This is a genomic window from Paenibacillus lignilyticus (genome assembly GCF_017942085.1).
Lineage (GTDB): Bacteria > Bacillota > Bacilli > Paenibacillales > Paenibacillaceae > Paenibacillus_Z > Paenibacillus_Z lignilyticus.
The window spans coordinates 435,112-449,865 of sequence record NZ_JAGKSP010000001.1; the positions used below are offsets into that span (position 1 = coordinate 435,112).

Consider the following 14,754-nt stretch of genomic DNA (forward strand, 5'->3'; position numbering starts at 1 on the left):
AAGGAACTACGCAATCGATGACTATACCATCTCGAAGCATAAAACGGCGCCGGCAACGGACGTCGTTTTATGCTATTCCCCTCCTTATCGCGCTGGAGCCGCTGTTTTTCATCGGACTCATGCTCGTTAAGCTTGTTTTGTTCGACCGACTGGTCCATGTGCCTAACATGGCGATGAACCGCGAGGATGTAATGACCGCGGCCGGAACACTGGCGCTCGCGTCCTTCTGGACCTTATGGCTGCCGCCAAATGGCCGCAGAATTACGCTGATTTTGTTAAACGTCATCCTGACCGCAATCATCTACTCCGATCTCATCTACTTCCGTTACTTTCAGGATCTCATCTCGATTCCTGTACTGATGCAAGCCGGACAAGTAGGTGCACTCGGGGAAAGCATCGATTCCTTGCTCAGCCGTGTAGACCTGTGGTTTTTCGCGGATTGGGTGCCGCTGCTCCCTATTGCCGTGTTCACCTTCTTCCGGATACGCAGAAACACAAGAAACCAAGTGCAGCTCTCTTACCTTAAACCGAATCGGCTCCGAATCGCCATTCGCCGTTTGGCTGCAGGACTGGTCGTATTAGTAATCGGATTTATGCTCGTCTACGTGCCAGTTCATAAAGCCAAACAAACCTGGGCAGCGGAGCTCTTCACGGGCAACTGGTGGAACCTGTCGCTGTACAATGTGACCGGCGTCCTCGGCTTCCATGGCTATGATCTGTATCGCTATGCGAACGAGCATTGGTTGCAGGATAGCAGCGTTACTGCCGAGCAGGCGGCGGAAGCGAAACAGTGGTTTGAGACTCGCGCCGCTCAGCGCAAGGCACTCGAAACGGATGCTCTGTTTGGCAAATATAAAGGCAAGAATGTGATTCTGCTTCAGCTGGAAGCCTTTCAAAGCTTCGTCATCCACCAGCGCATTAACGGCGCCGAGGTAACGCCGAACATCAATAAGCTGCTTGGGTCATCGGTTTATTTCAGCAATTTCTATCATCAAACCGCTCAGGGGCGCACATCAGATGCTGATCTGGCGGCAAATGTGTCGCTTCAGCCGCTGCCCACGGGCTCAGTCTTCATCCGTTATGCCCAGCATGACTACGACAGTATGCCGCAGACGTTGAAAGACCACGGTTATACCGCCAACGTCTTTCATGCCTATGACGGGGGCTTCTGGAATCGCAACATGATGTATGACCGATTAGGATACGATACCTTCTTCAGCAAAAATGCCTATCGAATCGATGAGCCCATCGGCTGGTCGCTAGGCGATAAATCCTTCTTTAAACAGACCGTGGATCGGATGAAGGACGAGAAGCAGCCATTCTATTCGTTCCTCATTTCACTTTCAAGCCACCATCCCTACCAACTGCCGAAATCAGCGCAAACACTGGATGCAGGAAGCTTTAAGAACACCATCTTCGGCGACTATCTTGAGGCTGTTCACTATGTGGATGCTGCGATCGGAAGCTTGATCGATGAGCTCAAGGCAGCGGGATTGTGGGATCAATCGATATTCATGTTCTACGGCGACCACGATAATTCCATCCGGGAATGGGAACCCTTCGAAACGTTCCTGGGTCATCCGTTAAACGAGACCGAACGATTCCGGCTTCTGAAAGGGATTCCGTTCGTCGTGCATTTGCCCCATGATGAGAGGGCCGGCAGCTATGAGCAGGTCGGCGGGCAGCTGGACATTACACCAACCGTTCTCCATCTGCTCGGAATCTCCGGTGCCGATAAAACGATGATCGGAACGCCGCTCATTACTGCGCAGCCCGATACGCAGCAGCATCAGAAGCGGATCGTGTTCCGTAACGGCGCATTTACGGATGGAGCTGTCCTCTATCTGCCCGCTGAGGACGGACTGCCACAGCATAGTAAGTGTTACGCCTTCACTACGGGACTGGCCGTAACGGATCCGAGTGTGTGTACCGCAGGTGCCGCTGCCGCGAGGCTTGAGCTTGAAGCGTCAGATATTGTCATCGAGCATAACCTGGTCAAGTCGATTCACAAGCCATAACGTTCCGCCGTCGCATTAAAACAAGAAGAACCCCCGCAAGCTTCACTTCGGAAGCCTACGGGGGTTCTTCACTTTATTTCTTCACATATTTGCGTGCCTTCTCGATGACTTCATCCTCAGTAGGCGCCGTAATATAGCGGCCGTTAATGAAGACGAAAGCGAATCTCGAGCATGGACCGCAGTACGATTTGCACGCGACTTTGATTTCCGTGCCGGGTGCCATCTGCTCAAGCTTCGGCAGCATGGATTTCGTACGCATATGTTTGCATTTATCGCAAATGAGAATATCGTTAGCCATGTTTCTCTCCCTAACCGTTTACGAATTAATGGTCGCCGTGGTTGCCTTTAGTCGGGTTGGAAATCATGAAGCCTTCCTGAGGTACGTAGAAGTAGTCGATTCTGACACCGTCCAGCAGCTCTACACCTTTCTCCAGCACGACCTTGATGTCTTTATCCGTCTCAATGATTTCGTCATTGTCTGTAGCATCGTCCATCTTCATGCCGTAGTGGGCATGATCGCCGTGCGAATGCGTAATGAAAATACGCAGAAATTTACCTTCGTTCTCAGGGTTGTCCACTTCTTCACGAAGCACTTTCGCGGCGTTGCGCGTAATTTTGCATTTCATCTTCGAGTCATCTCCTTATTTATGGATGCAGCCGTATTGCGCTTATCCGGCGTTCCTGCTTTCTTCATCTCTCCTATTGTAAAGAAACGGGGAGCATTGTTCAACCGCTATCTCAATCGATCGCTGTACTTGCGTTCCATGTAGCGTGTATACCATTCGGCGGCAATCATCGTTACCGCGATATCATCGATAGGCAGAAACGGCAGCACATCAGGCATAACCCAGTACAGCAGCACAGGAATAATATAGAGCAGCTTGTCCGTCAGCCGAACTTCCCTTGCGATCAGCAAGCGGTAGATTCGGACAAACACCGTCCGCCAGTGGCGGAGCGAAAGCAATTTCCTCAAGGGAACCGCCTCCTTCTTCCGTCTATTATAGCATATCCGGAACGGCCGCCTCCATGGCAGTAATGAGCAGCGGTTTAAGCTCGTCGTACAGATCGTGAAACGATGACAGCGGCAACGGATTCACCCCGTAACCGACCTCAACGGTAAAACCCGGCTTCCGGTAGTCCTGAATAAACCAATCCTTGTAGCCGGCATCGCTGCCTGTCAGCTTCACCGATTTATAGCCGCTCGCTTTGGCCAGCTTCGCTGCAATCAGCTCCGCAGCAGGCGGTTCATAGCCGCGATAATTCCAATAGATCTCCTGCCCCTGCGTATGCAGCGCAACGACGAGATCGAATTGCTCCTCCTCGGTAAAGGCGGCAAGCGCCTGTGCCTCCGGCTCCGATAACGGCTGCGGCCCGGGATAATCCCGCGGACCCGGCCCTGCCGCGTCACGCCGCTCCGCTTCGACTTCCCAGAAGGCCGGAAATTGATCATTCAAATCGACGCCTCGAATGTTCGCCTTCCACTTCGAGAACCGGGTTGAACCGCGGTTCCAGTCCAGCAGCTCATGATAATACGGATGCTCCTCACTCATGCCTTCCTGGACCAGCTCCGCTCCGTCGGGATTAACAAGCGGCACAAGCCATAATGTCACAAGGCGCAGCAGCGACCTGATGTCGGCGCCGCATATTCTGGTCCCAGACGCTGCCGCCCGGGCCATATCCTCTGCGAATGTCATTAAGAGTGGTGTCGTGATCCATTCGTTTGCATGCATACCTGCATTGATATGCACTTTGGATGCTCCTTCGCCGAGGCTGATCGCGGTAATCGGTTTGCCCATGACGCTCTGCCCGATTCGTCTGCGCAGCAGAAACGGATAGCTGTTCCGAAGCTGTTCGATATCCGTCTCAAGTTCTCTTGCGCCATATTCAGCCCTTCCGTTCACGATGCGATCCGAGTCCCCGACCGGAATACAAATGAGCTGACCTTGCTGTAAGAAGGTGAGATCAATATGGCTGTTCACCGCTATGAGTGCATGAGTGGAGACAGCAAAAAGAGCCGCAATACGCAGCAAGGTATCACCGGCGTTGACCCGATAAGTAAAGGTTGGCTGCGCGGGTACTGCGAGCAGCAGCCCGGGAGTCAATCGTTCACTCGCAAGGACTCGCGGATTAGCGGCTAACAGAGCTTCCGGATTAATGCCATAACTGCGCGCAATCCGAAGCAGCGTATCACCGGTTTGAACAACATAAGGATGCAGCATGTGATCACCTCTGAATTGGTCTAGTCACATGCTATGCCAATGTTCCGCCCGGCATGCCAATTCATAGGAAAGAGCCGCCTCGGTCATCATGTGACTGTTCGAGGCGGCTCTGCTTGTTGGCGGAACATCTATACGATATTGGGCACCTGCCACACGACGGGCGTTAGCTCGATTTGCTCACCTAACCATTGTTGGGCTATCTTCCTAAACATGCGATGGTCGCCGCTGCAGAAGAATTGATGCACGGGAAGATCTCCGTCTCTCGTCAATCGATTGCGATCATGCAGAATCGTGCTGATTTCGCGAGCGGTTTCATCCGCCGAGCTGATCAGTGCCACATCGCTGCCCATTACCGAAGCAATCGTATCGGATAAGAACGGATAGTGGGTACACCCCAAAATTAACGTATCGATGTCGCGTTTCTTCAGTGGGGCCAATGACGATTCCACCACTTCTTGCGTTTCTTTCGAGCGGAAATTCCCCTGTTCGACAAGCGGAACAAACCGCGGACAAGCCAGGCTGATCACTTCAATGTTCGGCGACAGCTGCTTAAGCGCATATTCGTAGGCGCTGCTGCGAATCGTCCCTTCCGTGCCGATGACACCGACGATCCCTGTTTGTGTGCGGCCGTTTGCAGCGCGAGCGCCGGGATGAATGACGCCGACCACGGGAATAGCGACACGGGAGCGGATATCCTCAAGCGCGACGGCCGTTGCCGTATTACAGGCGATCACAATCATTTTCGGACGATATTGGATTAAATACTCAACGATTTGCCTTGTAAACCGAGTCACCTCTTCAGCGGGCCGCGGGCCGTACGGGGTCCGAGCGGTATCGCCGAAATACATGATTTTTTCCCGGGGAAGCTGGCGCATGACCTCTTTGACGACTGTTAAACCGCCTACACCAGAATCCAATATTGCGATCGGTTGTTGCACAGACACACCGCTTTCTTGAACGTTTTGGCAGGACTTCAATAGAATATGAATACGATGCTGAAAAGGTACCTACATCTTAGCGCAAAACTAGACAAGGTTCAACAATCGTCGCCATGCCGGTGAATCCCCGAAAATAAAGCAAAAGCCGCGCCAACTGCCAGAGCATCTGAATGAGCTCGAGCAGCCGGAGCGGCTTTGTCTATAGTTTTTGGCTTATTTGTAAGCTGGAAGCCAGTCGCCATGTGCCACGATCAAATCATCGCACATTGCTTTGATATCATCCATCGAAAGCTCTGCGCTTGTATGCGGATCAAGCATTGCGGCATGGTAGATATGCTCGCGTTTGCCTGTCATCGCAGCTTCGATTGTGAGCAGTTGAGTGTTGATGTTTGTGCGGTTTAGCGCGGCGCATTGCGGCGGCAGATCGCCAACGAATGTCGGCGTTACGCCATTGCGGTCAACCAGGCAGGAAACCTCAACGCAAGCTTCTTTCGGAAGGTTCGTGATTAGGCCCGTATTCATGACGTTACCGCCGATTTTGAACGGAACGTTCGTTTCGATCGCTTCGAAGATGTACGAAGCATACTCGTGCGTGCGTTTATGCTGCAGCTCCGGATTGCTGACAAGCTCTTGTTTCAGCTTCTTCCAGTTGCCGATTTGCTCGATGCAGCGGCGCGGATACTCGTCGAGCGGAATATTGAAGCGCTCGATCAGCTCCGGATAATTGCGCTTGATGAAGTACGGGTGATACTCGGCGTTGTGCTCGGACGATTCGGTAATGTAGTAACCGAAGTTGAGCATCATTTCGAAACGCACCATGTCCCAGTGCTTCTCGTTTTGCTTCTCGCGAGCGCGGCGCTTGATTTCCGGATACAGGTCTACGCCGTCCTTGGAAACTTCAAGCAGCCAAGCCATATGGTTGATGCCGGCGATTTTGGATTTAACGCCTGTCGCATCCATGCCGAGGTTGTCGAAGAGGTGATCCACGCAAACCTGAACGCTATGGCAGAGGCCGACCGTGTTGATGCCGCCGTACGTGTTCATCACGTTCGTCAGAACAGCCATCGGATTCGTATAATTCAGGAACAAAGCGTCCGGACAAACTTCTTGCATATCCTTAGCAAAATCAAGCATAACCGGAATCGTACGCAGGTTACGGAAAATACCGCCAATACCTACAGTGTCCGCGATCGTTTGGCGCAAGCCGTATTTCTTCGGAATTTCAAAGTCTGTAATCGTACATGGGTCGTAGCCGCCGACTTGAATGGCGTTAACGACGTATTTGGCACCGCGAAGCGCTTCTTTGCGATCCGTGTACGCTTTAATAGTGGAAGTGCTTCCGCACGTATTCTTGATATGGTTCAGCATCGTTTCGGAGTCGGACAGACGTTCTTGGTTAATGTCAAACAAAGCGATTTCGAATCCTTGGAGCGCAGGCGTGTGCAATACATCACCAAGTACGTTTTTTGCAAACACAGTGCTTCCTGCTCCGATAAAAGTAATTTTCGGCATCGTATCCTCCTTGAAAATGATCCGCCATGTAAGCGGATTAATGTCTTCTTCTCTTCTCTACTATAGTGCAGGGAATAGCGGATTGAGTAGGAAATAAAGCATGTTTTATATGTACATTTGTAGTTTTTTGATCTACAATTATCCTACTGAATTGATGAGGATTGGGGGCGCTGCACATGCCAGCTGCAAGCAGTAAGAATACAAATCAGCACCGCACTTCCGATCATTATAAATTTACGGATTATAACAATACGCAGCCGGCTCAGGGCGAATTGTCGCTGCTCTTCAGCGGGGAAGGCAAGCCGGTTGCCGGCCATTTCATCGGACCTGCCGTTCATAACTATTACCTCGTGCACACCGTTCTCTCGGGCCGCGGAACGTTCGAGATCGACGGTGTCCGATACTCGTGCGCAAAAGGCGATACCTTTATTATTTTTCCGGATGAGCTGTTCACGTATCGAGCCGACGAGAAAGAACCGTGGCATTACATGTGGGTGGCCTTCAAAGGCCATATCTCCGAGCATCTGCTGCTGACGCTCGGATTCTCCCCCTCACGCCCCATCGTTCATACGGACGATGTTCGTCCGCTCGCAGCGTTATATCGCAAGATTCGAGGTGCGCTGGAGTCAACTCCGTTCCCGGAGCTTGCCGATTTGGAAGCCAATGGGCTGCTGCGCATTTTCCTGAAGGAGCTTGGACTGTTGAATGCAGGCAATCTCGCCTTTAATTCCATTGCCATCGTGTCGGACATCGACAGGCAAATCAAACAGGCGGTTCGCTGGTTGTCTTACCAATATGCACAGCAAATTTCGATCGAGGATTTATCGCGAAGCTTAGGCTACCATCGCACGCATTTATCCAAAATGTTCAAGCAAGTTACAGGCGTGTCTCCGATGCAGTTTCTGCTCAAGGTACGGATGGAGCGAGCGAAGGAGCTGCTCAATGGCCAGTATCACTTGTCGATCGACCAGGTCGCATCCTCCGTCGGCTACACCGACGCCCTGTATTTCTCCAAGCAGTTTCGCAAAACATTCGGGTACTCGCCGTCCGAATACCGACTGCATGCCAGAAACTTCAAATAGCACATACACAAGAAGGCTTCGCCGCATGATCGATGCGGCGAAGCCTTCTTGGTCATTCACAATGTAAGTTGTTGGATTAGCTAATGGTTTGCAGCTCTTCTTTGCGGTCTTGCATTAACTCTTCAACCTTGTCTTGAACGGCTTCTCCCGCTTCTTGCACCAGGTCTCCGGCTTCATCCAGCACTTCTTCTGCTTCTTCTTTGCCGGCTTGGCGCCAGCTGCGAACATTGTCCAGGACAGTGCTTGCCGTTTCTTTCGCTTTGCTTGCCGCTACCGTTACGCCGCCGCTAACTTGTTTGGCGATACGAGTCGTTGAGTCGCCTACTTGACCGGCTATACGTACGGTGTGTTCGGAAACAACCTGTGTTCCGTCTGCGATATCTTTACGAAGCTCACGGCCTGATTTGGGAGCAAGCAACAGTGCTGTTACGGAACCAATTACGCCGCCTGCAATTGCACCAACCAAGAAACTTTTCTTTCCACTGACTTTTGCCATCTTCAATACACTCCTTTGGTACAGCGGCTTGCGCTGCTTTCGATCACGCAGCAGCATAGCGACTGTATTATTAGTTAGTAGTATCCTGCCCTTGGCCATAGCTCGAGCATGCAGAGGAGCGGCTATCTTTCCGTTTGTTTTGCCAAAACTGCCACACCGCATAACTGACCTCAGCCCAGTCAAGCGCTTCCGTGATACCATGCTTCACTTTCTCGCCTGACTTTGCAGCATGTCGTTCCACCGTTTCGTTCAGGTCTGTGGAAACCCGGTTCACGGTGAAGGACAATTGATTCGCCGCATCGCCGATTCGTTTCGTCGCTTCTGCCACTTTGGACATGCCGTCCAGCTGCTTCTGCACGGTTCTGACAGTTGCGGTCACCGGATCCATCAGCGCAGTCACCTGAGCTGCCGCATGCTGTGTATACTGCTCCATCGCTTCGGCTGTTTGAATCAACTTTCCCAGCTTGCGATCCGCTGATCGCAGCCAGAGCAAAATCCCAATTACCAATGCGACGAAAGCAGCGACTGCTGCTCCCTCAAGCCATATCCGATCCATGAGCGGACACCTCCTAACGTACTGCCTTGCGGGCTATTGCCCATTTCTTACTGACATAATACCCAGCATGGGCTTGTTTTGACACAACACTCGAAAAAAAAAGAGGCGTTAGGACCATCTCCTAACACCTCTTTATGCTTATAAGCCTGCGATTCGGTAGCTGCACTTGCCGCCGCCTTTAGCCAAACATTCCGTTCGTTCCACGTCCGTTCCAAGCAGCTGCCGGAATAACGACAGCTCACATTGGCAGGCCTGCTGATAACGATTCGCGACCTGAGCGATGGGACAATTGTATTCGTGCATCACAAGTCCGTTCTCGTCGTTCTCGAGCGATACCATGTAACCGCCCTCGTTCTGAATCGAAGCAAGCTCGGTTACTTTCTCCTCCAGCGACTTCCCATCCATGCGATAGGCATATCGTTCGATCAGCTTGCGTTTACGGCCTTCAAACAATCGGTCAACGATGACAGCCGTCTCGGGATCGTCCTCCAGCTCTTCCAGAAAGTCCAGTGCGAGAACATGGTAGTTCTTCGGGAATAACAGCTCGGCTTGCTCCGTTAGACGGAACATATGGGTCGGTCGCCCCATTGCCTGACGCACAATGGTCGGCGCAATAAGACCGTCCCGCTCAAGCGTGCTGAGATGGCGGCGTACAGCCATTTCCGTAATTTGCAGATGCTTTGCGAGCTCACCGGCATTCATCTGTCCGTTTGTTTTGAGCAGCGTAAGGACGGTTTGCCTTGTCGAGCCTTCCAGCCTAAATAGAGGCTCCTTCTGCATGCTCATCGGAGTTCCATCCTGTTCCATTCCCTCACCACCTTCGGCACTACAGCGCGTTCTAATGTCGTCATTGTAACGCATTTTCGCTGATTCGTAAATCGACAACAGCCTCCGGCAGTTAACTGCCCAGCTCTTGGACGAGATACGCTTCTACAGCGGATTTGAACGCCGTCAGCGTTACCGGCAGCAGCGTCGTTAAGGGATGGAGCTCAGCCCGGTTCCATTCAAAATAATCCTGTACAAGCGGTTTGCGCAGCCGAACAAGCTCAATCAGCGTCTCTTGCAGCTCCGCCGGGAATACGCGCTCCCCTTCAATAATCGTCACGATGTCTTCATAGCTGCTTGCGTCGCGCATAATAAATCCGTCAATCAGATAGCTTCCGATATCTGTCACGGCCTCAATGGCCAAATGCAATGCGCGCTCCTGAGCAAGACCTTGCATCAAGCCGCCATCCCAGTTCTTCTCCAGCTGCGTCAGCGCAGCTACGACGTCCGGAATGACGGACAGACGCACAGCCAGCTGCTCGCGGTTCACATAATACATACCTGCAAAACCCCTGTTCCGTTATTACCTCTTGTTCTTACGCGCTTTGCGTTTCAACCAGACCGTCATGACAATCGCGCTGATGATCACGACGATCAGGTAGGTCATCATTTCAAATACATCACCCATGATTTAAATCGCCCTTTACCCTTTTCTTAGCTCTCGTAGTCCACGGATGCGGATGCTTCACGAACCTCTGCCATATGCGCGATGACTTCCTTATGTACCGGATGAACCTGATAAGCAGCCAGCGTGTCCATCGATTCGAATTTCGTTACAAGCGCGATGTCATACGAACGTTCCGAATGCAGCACATCCGTACCCACTTCAATGGACAGCAGCTCATCGATTTTGCCTTCCATATTTTTGAGCACTTGAACGGTGCGGGCAACACTCTCAGGGCTGCCGTCCTTCAATTTGAACAATACGATATGCGTTATCATAATAAGTTCGCTCCTTCGATATTGGAATGGGATGCAAAGCATCCTTTTGTCACATAATAACCCAAGGTGCCGACGATCGGCAATCTTCCAGTAAAGGAGATTCAACGCATGCGCTATCCGGTAACGATTGCAGCAACGCTTATCGGCGTCGCTTTATGCCTTTATAACTCTACAGGCTACGATCCGCACAATCTGGTGTTCTTCATGTTCAGCGTCCCTGCTTGGATTACAGACATGATCGTGGATATTCATGAGGTTAACGTGTACCTCATGTATGTGCTAACGATTGCCAGCTGGGCTCTGCTTGGCTTCATCTGCGATTACGCTGTAGCCAGAGGGCGCAGAGGCCGTCGCCGCTCGTATGATTGAAATGGAAGTGAATTTTAAAAAAAGGAGCCGTTAGCGGGCTCCTTTTTGCTTGTTATTCAACGATTAGAACGGATTTCATATCCAGATGGCCTGTTCCGCAAGCAACGGCACAGTGCATCTCGTATTTACCCGGTTTATCGAATACCACTTCTTGCTCCATCTTGTCGCCTTGAAGATCAATGCCCAGATCAGGAATAGCAAGACCATGCACGCCACTCTTATTGATCAATTTGAGTTTTACTTTATCGCCTGCTTTTACTTTGTATTCTTCTTTGTCGAATACGAAGTCAGATGAGGCTTCAACTTTCAATAATGTAACGCCCGGCGGCAATGACGCTGCCTCGTCAACCGGCTTACCCGGAAGCTGAGTCGTCAGCAAGTATACGCCCAAAACCGAAGCTGCTGCGAAAACGATGAACATAATCCACTTATGCATTGCTTCTTGCTCCCCTTTTCATCAAATGTCTACTCCCTATATTACATAAGATCGTCCGTTCTTCTCAACCTTAAACCGCTTCTGCAAATAAACTTTTTTCGGCTTTTTGACAAAATGATGAACGTCACCTCGTCAAGTAGCTCTTCAGCAGCCGCTCGGATTCAGCCTTCACGAAGGTCCATGGCATAGAGAACGAGTGACGGTAGCCCATGCAGCTGTATTCCGCACAGAGCCCTGCCGTGCTTCGTTTCTCCTTATCCACGCCGATGCCGCTGTCCCGGAATTGTCTGCGCATGGCAGCCAGCTCCAGCAGCACTCGGTCTTGGAGCCCTCTGATCATCGATTCATAAAGCCTCGGCAGCTTCGTAGCTGTCGCGCCGATGATCCGAATATCATGGTCGAGAATTTGATTCACGATACCAAGCAGCACGTAGCGTTTCACTAATTCCAGCTCCTTGCCGATCTGAACGGGCGGTGAAGACCCCACCGTATCTACAGCCATATTGACCCCTCCAAGCACTGCGCATAAGAACATTTGTTCTCATTATAACAAGTGCCATTTGAAGTTGCAAGACGTGTCAGCGGTGCAAGGGGAAGAAAAAAAGACCATCCCAAACAGGATGGCCTCAAAACAAGCGAGCTATACTTTACTTTTTGTTCTTAAGGACTTCTATGAGTTGACGGAGGCGGTCGGGCATGGGAACGCCGATCCTGCCTAAATTTTCCGTGATGGAAATCAGCTCGTTCGCCAAATAGAAGTAAATGGCTCCACCCATTGCAATGCTGCTTAGCTCCAGTAATATGTCAATTCGGTGCGCCAGCAGAATCACGACGAGCATGATCCCTTTTCTGGCTATTCCCCATGAACCTATGGAACTGTTTAGTTTCTTTTCCTTAATGGCAGCCGTTATCCCCGTAATATAATCCGTTCCCATCGCAACGAGAAGGAGAGTCAAGGATTCCGGCCACATTCCGAAAGAGAAGGTTACAAGTGAACCAAACAAAGCCGAGATGGTGCAGACGATGGTGTGCGGCACAACCTCACTCTCCCTTCGTAGTGCGCTTACAATCTATCATATGCGGGAGAGTATAAGGTTGTCCGTCAAACAGCCCTGAAAACGTATATCGTTTGTATACGTTTTGGCGTGGATCTGATGAAAACTACGCTTGTGCCGTAAATCGATATACCGTGCTGTAAAAATCGCCATGCGGATTGGATTTGGCTACACCGGCATACATCAGCTCGTCGCCGAAGGCAACCTCGTCCGTTCCAATCCAGGCATAGCTGTAATCGCTGCGCAGTCCTTTAAGCTTCAGCCTGCTAAGCGGCGCATTCGGCTCATTAAGCTCGACAACATGGACGACCAGCACTTCACGCTGATCCGGCGACACGAACATCCAAGCCGTCTCGTTGCCCTCGAACGGGCTCAGGAGCCTGTAGAAGGTGCCGTACTGAACCAGCTCGCGCACTTCCTTCACGAGCTCGACTTGGCGTTTCACTTCTTCCTTCTCCGCTTCCGTAAATACCGTCAAATCAAGCTCATAACCGAAATTGCCGGACATCGCCACATCCCCTCGCGTCTTCAGCGGCGTAACACGGCCAACCTGATGGTTCGGCGATGCCGACACATGGGCGCCCATCGAACTGATCGGGTACACGATGCTTGTGCCGTATTGAATCTTCAGCCTGCTGATCGCGTCGGAGTTATCGCTTGTCCAGGTTTGCGGCATATAGTACAGCATGCCGGGATCGAAGCGGCCGCCGCCGCCGGAGCAGCTCTCAAACAGAACATGCGGGAATGCAGCCGTAATTTGCTCCAGCACGTTATACAGTCCAAGCATGTAACGGTGCGCCGTTTCACGCTGGCGTTCCGCCGGCAGCAGCGCCGAGCCGATCTCCGACATGTTGCGGTTCATATCCCATTTCACGTACGTGATCGGAGCGCTCTTCAGAATCGAGCCTACCGCCTCGATAATGTAAGTCTGAACGTCTTCGCGGGAGAGGTCGAGAATGAGCTGCTTTCTGCCCTCAGAACGGCGGCGTCCCGGGACATGCAGACACCAATCCGGATGCGCGCGATAGAGATCGCTGTCCGGCGATACCATCTCGGGCTCAAACCATAGGCCGAACTGCAAGCCGTGGCTGCGCACGCGCTCAGCCAAATCCTCCAAGCCCTGCGGCAGCTTCTTCGGATCGACGATCCAATCGCCTAGCGAGCAGTTATCGCCGTCGCGCTTGCCGAACCAGCCGTCATCGAGCACGAACAGCTCCAGTCCGAGCTCGCTGCCCGCTTTGGCAATCGCTTCGATTTTGTCGGCGTTAAAGTTAAAGTACGTCGCTTCCCAGTTGTTGACCAGGATGGGTCTTACCGCATCGCGGAAAGCGCCGCGGCACAGGCGAGTGCGGTACAATTCGTGGTACGTATGAGACATGGCCCCCAAGCCGGCCGAGGAGTAGACCATAACGGCTTCCGGAGTTTGGAACGAGGCTCCCGGCTCCAATCGCCATGAGAAATCAAACGGATTAATACCCATATAGGCGCGTGCCGTATGGTACTGATCCACCTCGACGCCTGCTGTGAAGCTGCCGCTGTACACCAAACTGAAGCCATATACGTCGCCATGATCTTCAGTCGCGCCTTCGCCAAGCAGCGCGAAGAACGGATTGTTGGCGTGGCTGCTTGATCCGCGGCGGCTCTCGATAGCCTGTACGCCCGGCGTAAGCGCGCGCTTATGGATATAACGCTCACGCGCCCATGTGCCCGATAGCTGCAGCAACTCGAATCCATCATGCGGCAGATCGACGCTGACGCTGAGCGCTCTGGTCAACTGCATAACGGATGGGCTGTCATTCGCGATCCGGGCGGAACGAATGACCGCGTCGAACGCCTCAAACACCGTATAGGAAAGTTCAACGGTAAGTCCGGCAAGCTTGTCCGCCAAGGTGACGATTAACGTCTGCGCTTCCTCATCGGATTCCGCATAAACGGCAGGCAGTCCTTCCAGCGCCGGTTTGCCGTTAACGATACGATGCGAGACGTAGAGCAATTCCGTGACGGTTGTCCCGTTGGCAAGCTGCACCGCATAGGCCGGGTTTCTCAGATCGCTGGAACCATAGCCGGGATATTCCTGCGGAAGCGTATCGAGTGAAATCGTACGGTCTTCCGGAATTGGATTCGGACTGAACGAACACCGTTCCATGCGTTGCAGCAGGCGCGAAGCATCCGGATTAGTAAGCTTGCGACCCCAATAGAGATGAGTCGGGAACCCTTCCAATGCTTGGAAAACATAGCTCGTGGAACGAGTCTGAAGGTGAAAGAGATTGGTAGCGGATTGATAAATAATCGACATGAGCAGCTCT

General features: G+C 52.1%; 18 protein-coding genes. 3 read left to right on the plus strand and 15 right to left on the minus strand.

Going from position 1 to position 14,754, the window contains the following annotated elements:
* The first annotated feature begins 17 nt into the window (after positions 1–17).
* Complete coding sequence (locus I8J30_RS01965; protein WP_210654902.1) at positions 18–2,018, plus strand: LTA synthase family protein; 2,001 nt, start codon at positions 18–20, stop codon at positions 2,016–2,018.
* Between the two features lie 73 nt (positions 2,019–2,091).
* Here the strand turns inward: I8J30_RS01965 and I8J30_RS01970 are convergent, their stop codons facing one another.
* The 6 genes from I8J30_RS01970 to melA form a co-directional block, all read right to left on the minus strand.
* Positions 2,092–2,316 (minus strand): YuzB family protein, encoded by a 225-nt coding sequence (locus I8J30_RS01970; RefSeq protein ID WP_090982961.1) that lies wholly within the window; start codon positions 2,314–2,316, stop codon positions 2,092–2,094.
* A gap of 25 nt (positions 2,317–2,341) precedes the next feature.
* Entirely contained in the window at positions 2,342–2,644 is a 303-nt protein-coding gene (locus I8J30_RS01975; protein WP_091214662.1) for a heme biosynthesis protein HemY, read from the minus strand.
* Positions 2,645–2,751: 107 nt separating this feature from the next.
* A complete protein-coding gene (locus I8J30_RS01980) occupies positions 2,752–2,991 on the minus strand; it encodes a hypothetical protein (protein WP_091214659.1) in 240 nt (79 codons plus the stop codon).
* Between the two features lie 25 nt (positions 2,992–3,016).
* On the minus strand, positions 3,017–4,237 hold the full coding sequence (locus tag I8J30_RS01985; protein WP_210654905.1) for a M14 family metallopeptidase: 1,221 nt from the start codon (positions 4,235–4,237) through the stop codon (positions 3,017–3,019).
* Between the two features lie 128 nt (positions 4,238–4,365).
* On the minus strand, positions 4,366–5,175 hold the full coding sequence (racE, locus tag I8J30_RS01990; protein ID WP_338044769.1) for a glutamate racemase: 810 nt from the start codon (positions 5,173–5,175) through the stop codon (positions 4,366–4,368).
* Positions 5,176–5,388: 213 nt separating this feature from the next.
* The gene (gene melA, locus I8J30_RS01995; RefSeq protein WP_210654908.1) at positions 5,389–6,687 is read right to left on the minus strand and encodes an alpha-glucosidase/alpha-galactosidase; all 1,299 of its coding nucleotides are present in this window, start codon (positions 6,685–6,687) and stop codon (positions 5,389–5,391) included.
* Positions 6,688–6,863: 176 nt separating this feature from the next.
* Between melA and I8J30_RS02000 the strand changes: the two genes are divergently transcribed.
* A complete protein-coding gene (locus I8J30_RS02000) occupies positions 6,864–7,769 on the plus strand; it encodes an AraC family transcriptional regulator (protein ID WP_210654910.1) in 906 nt (301 codons plus the stop codon).
* A gap of 76 nt (positions 7,770–7,845) precedes the next feature.
* On the opposite strand, the gene I8J30_RS02005 is transcribed toward I8J30_RS02000, so the two are convergent.
* From I8J30_RS02005 to I8J30_RS02025, 5 genes are all read right to left on the minus strand, one after another.
* Entirely contained in the window at positions 7,846–8,265 is a 420-nt protein-coding gene (locus I8J30_RS02005) for a YtxH domain-containing protein (RefSeq protein ID WP_210654912.1), read from the minus strand.
* A 70-nt stretch (positions 8,266–8,335) separates the two neighbouring features.
* Positions 8,336–8,821 (minus strand): hypothetical protein, encoded by a 486-nt coding sequence (locus I8J30_RS02010; RefSeq protein WP_091214644.1) that lies wholly within the window; start codon positions 8,819–8,821, stop codon positions 8,336–8,338.
* A gap of 138 nt (positions 8,822–8,959) precedes the next feature.
* The gene (locus tag I8J30_RS02015; protein ID WP_240547738.1) at positions 8,960–9,628 is read right to left on the minus strand and encodes a helix-turn-helix transcriptional regulator; all 669 of its coding nucleotides are present in this window, start codon (positions 9,626–9,628) and stop codon (positions 8,960–8,962) included.
* A gap of 91 nt (positions 9,629–9,719) precedes the next feature.
* Positions 9,720–10,145, minus strand: coding sequence for a DUF86 domain-containing protein (locus I8J30_RS02020; protein ID WP_210654914.1), 426 nt, complete (start codon positions 10,143–10,145; stop codon positions 9,720–9,722).
* A 155-nt stretch (positions 10,146–10,300) separates the two neighbouring features.
* Positions 10,301–10,588: a Dabb family protein gene (locus I8J30_RS02025; RefSeq protein ID WP_210654916.1), complete on the minus strand. Its 288-nt coding sequence runs from the start codon at positions 10,586–10,588 to the stop codon at positions 10,301–10,303.
* 108 nt (positions 10,589–10,696) lie between these two features.
* Here I8J30_RS02025 and I8J30_RS02030 point away from each other — a divergent pair, with 108 nt between their 5' ends.
* Positions 10,697–10,957 (plus strand): hypothetical protein, encoded by a 261-nt coding sequence (locus I8J30_RS02030; RefSeq protein ID WP_210654918.1) that lies wholly within the window; start codon positions 10,697–10,699, stop codon positions 10,955–10,957.
* Positions 10,958–11,009: 52 nt separating this feature from the next.
* Here the strand turns inward: I8J30_RS02030 and I8J30_RS02035 are convergent, their stop codons facing one another.
* From I8J30_RS02035 to I8J30_RS02050, 4 genes are all read right to left on the minus strand, one after another.
* Positions 11,010–11,393: a cupredoxin domain-containing protein gene (locus I8J30_RS02035; protein WP_210654920.1), complete on the minus strand. Its 384-nt coding sequence runs from the start codon at positions 11,391–11,393 to the stop codon at positions 11,010–11,012.
* Between the two features lie 124 nt (positions 11,394–11,517).
* A complete protein-coding gene (locus I8J30_RS02040) occupies positions 11,518–11,895 on the minus strand; it encodes a YhjD family protein (protein WP_210654922.1) in 378 nt (125 codons plus the stop codon).
* 145 nt (positions 11,896–12,040) lie between these two features.
* The gene (locus I8J30_RS02045) at positions 12,041–12,430 is read right to left on the minus strand and encodes a phage holin family protein (RefSeq protein ID WP_210654924.1); all 390 of its coding nucleotides are present in this window, start codon (positions 12,428–12,430) and stop codon (positions 12,041–12,043) included.
* 124 nt (positions 12,431–12,554) lie between these two features.
* Positions 12,555–14,744: an alpha-galactosidase gene (locus I8J30_RS02050; protein ID WP_210654926.1), complete on the minus strand. Its 2,190-nt coding sequence runs from the start codon at positions 14,742–14,744 to the stop codon at positions 12,555–12,557.
* Between the last annotated feature and the right edge of the window lie 10 nt (positions 14,745–14,754).

Coding starts and splice junctions, on each gene's coding strand:
- melA (WP_210654908.1), bottom strand. CDS start 6,687: ATGCCGAAAATTACTTTTATCGGAGCAGGAAGCACTGTGTTTGCAAAA.
- I8J30_RS01975 (WP_091214662.1), bottom strand. CDS start 2,644: ATGAAATGCAAAATTACGCGCAACGCCGCGAAAGTGCTTCGTGAAGAA.
- I8J30_RS02000 (WP_210654910.1), top strand. CDS start 6,864: ATGCCAGCTGCAAGCAGTAAGAATACAAATCAGCACCGCACTTCCGAT.
- I8J30_RS02030 (WP_210654918.1), top strand. CDS start 10,697: ATGCGCTATCCGGTAACGATTGCAGCAACGCTTATCGGCGTCGCTTTA.
- I8J30_RS02020 (WP_210654914.1), bottom strand. CDS start 10,145: ATGTATTATGTGAACCGCGAGCAGCTGGCTGTGCGTCTGTCCGTCATT.
- I8J30_RS02025 (WP_210654916.1), bottom strand. CDS start 10,588: ATGATAACGCATATCGTATTGTTCAAATTGAAGGACGGCAGCCCTGAG.
- I8J30_RS02040 (WP_210654922.1), bottom strand. CDS start 11,895: ATGGCTGTAGATACGGTGGGGTCTTCACCGCCCGTTCAGATCGGCAAG.
- I8J30_RS02005 (WP_210654912.1), bottom strand. CDS start 8,265: ATGGCAAAAGTCAGTGGAAAGAAAAGTTTCTTGGTTGGTGCAATTGCA.
- I8J30_RS01985 (WP_210654905.1), bottom strand. CDS start 4,237: ATGCTGCATCCTTATGTTGTTCAAACCGGTGATACGCTGCTTCGGATT.
- I8J30_RS02035 (WP_210654920.1), bottom strand. CDS start 11,393: ATGCATAAGTGGATTATGTTCATCGTTTTCGCAGCAGCTTCGGTTTTG.
- I8J30_RS02050 (WP_210654926.1), bottom strand. CDS start 14,744: ATGTCGATTATTTATCAATCCGCTACCAATCTCTTTCACCTTCAGACT.
- I8J30_RS02015 (WP_240547738.1), bottom strand. CDS start 9,628: ATGGAACAGGATGGAACTCCGATGAGCATGCAGAAGGAGCCTCTATTT.
- I8J30_RS01970 (WP_090982961.1), bottom strand. CDS start 2,316: ATGGCTAACGATATTCTCATTTGCGATAAATGCAAACATATGCGTACG.
- I8J30_RS02010 (WP_091214644.1), bottom strand. CDS start 8,821: ATGGATCGGATATGGCTTGAGGGAGCAGCAGTCGCTGCTTTCGTCGCA.
- I8J30_RS01965 (WP_210654902.1), top strand. CDS start 18: ATGACTATACCATCTCGAAGCATAAAACGGCGCCGGCAACGGACGTCG.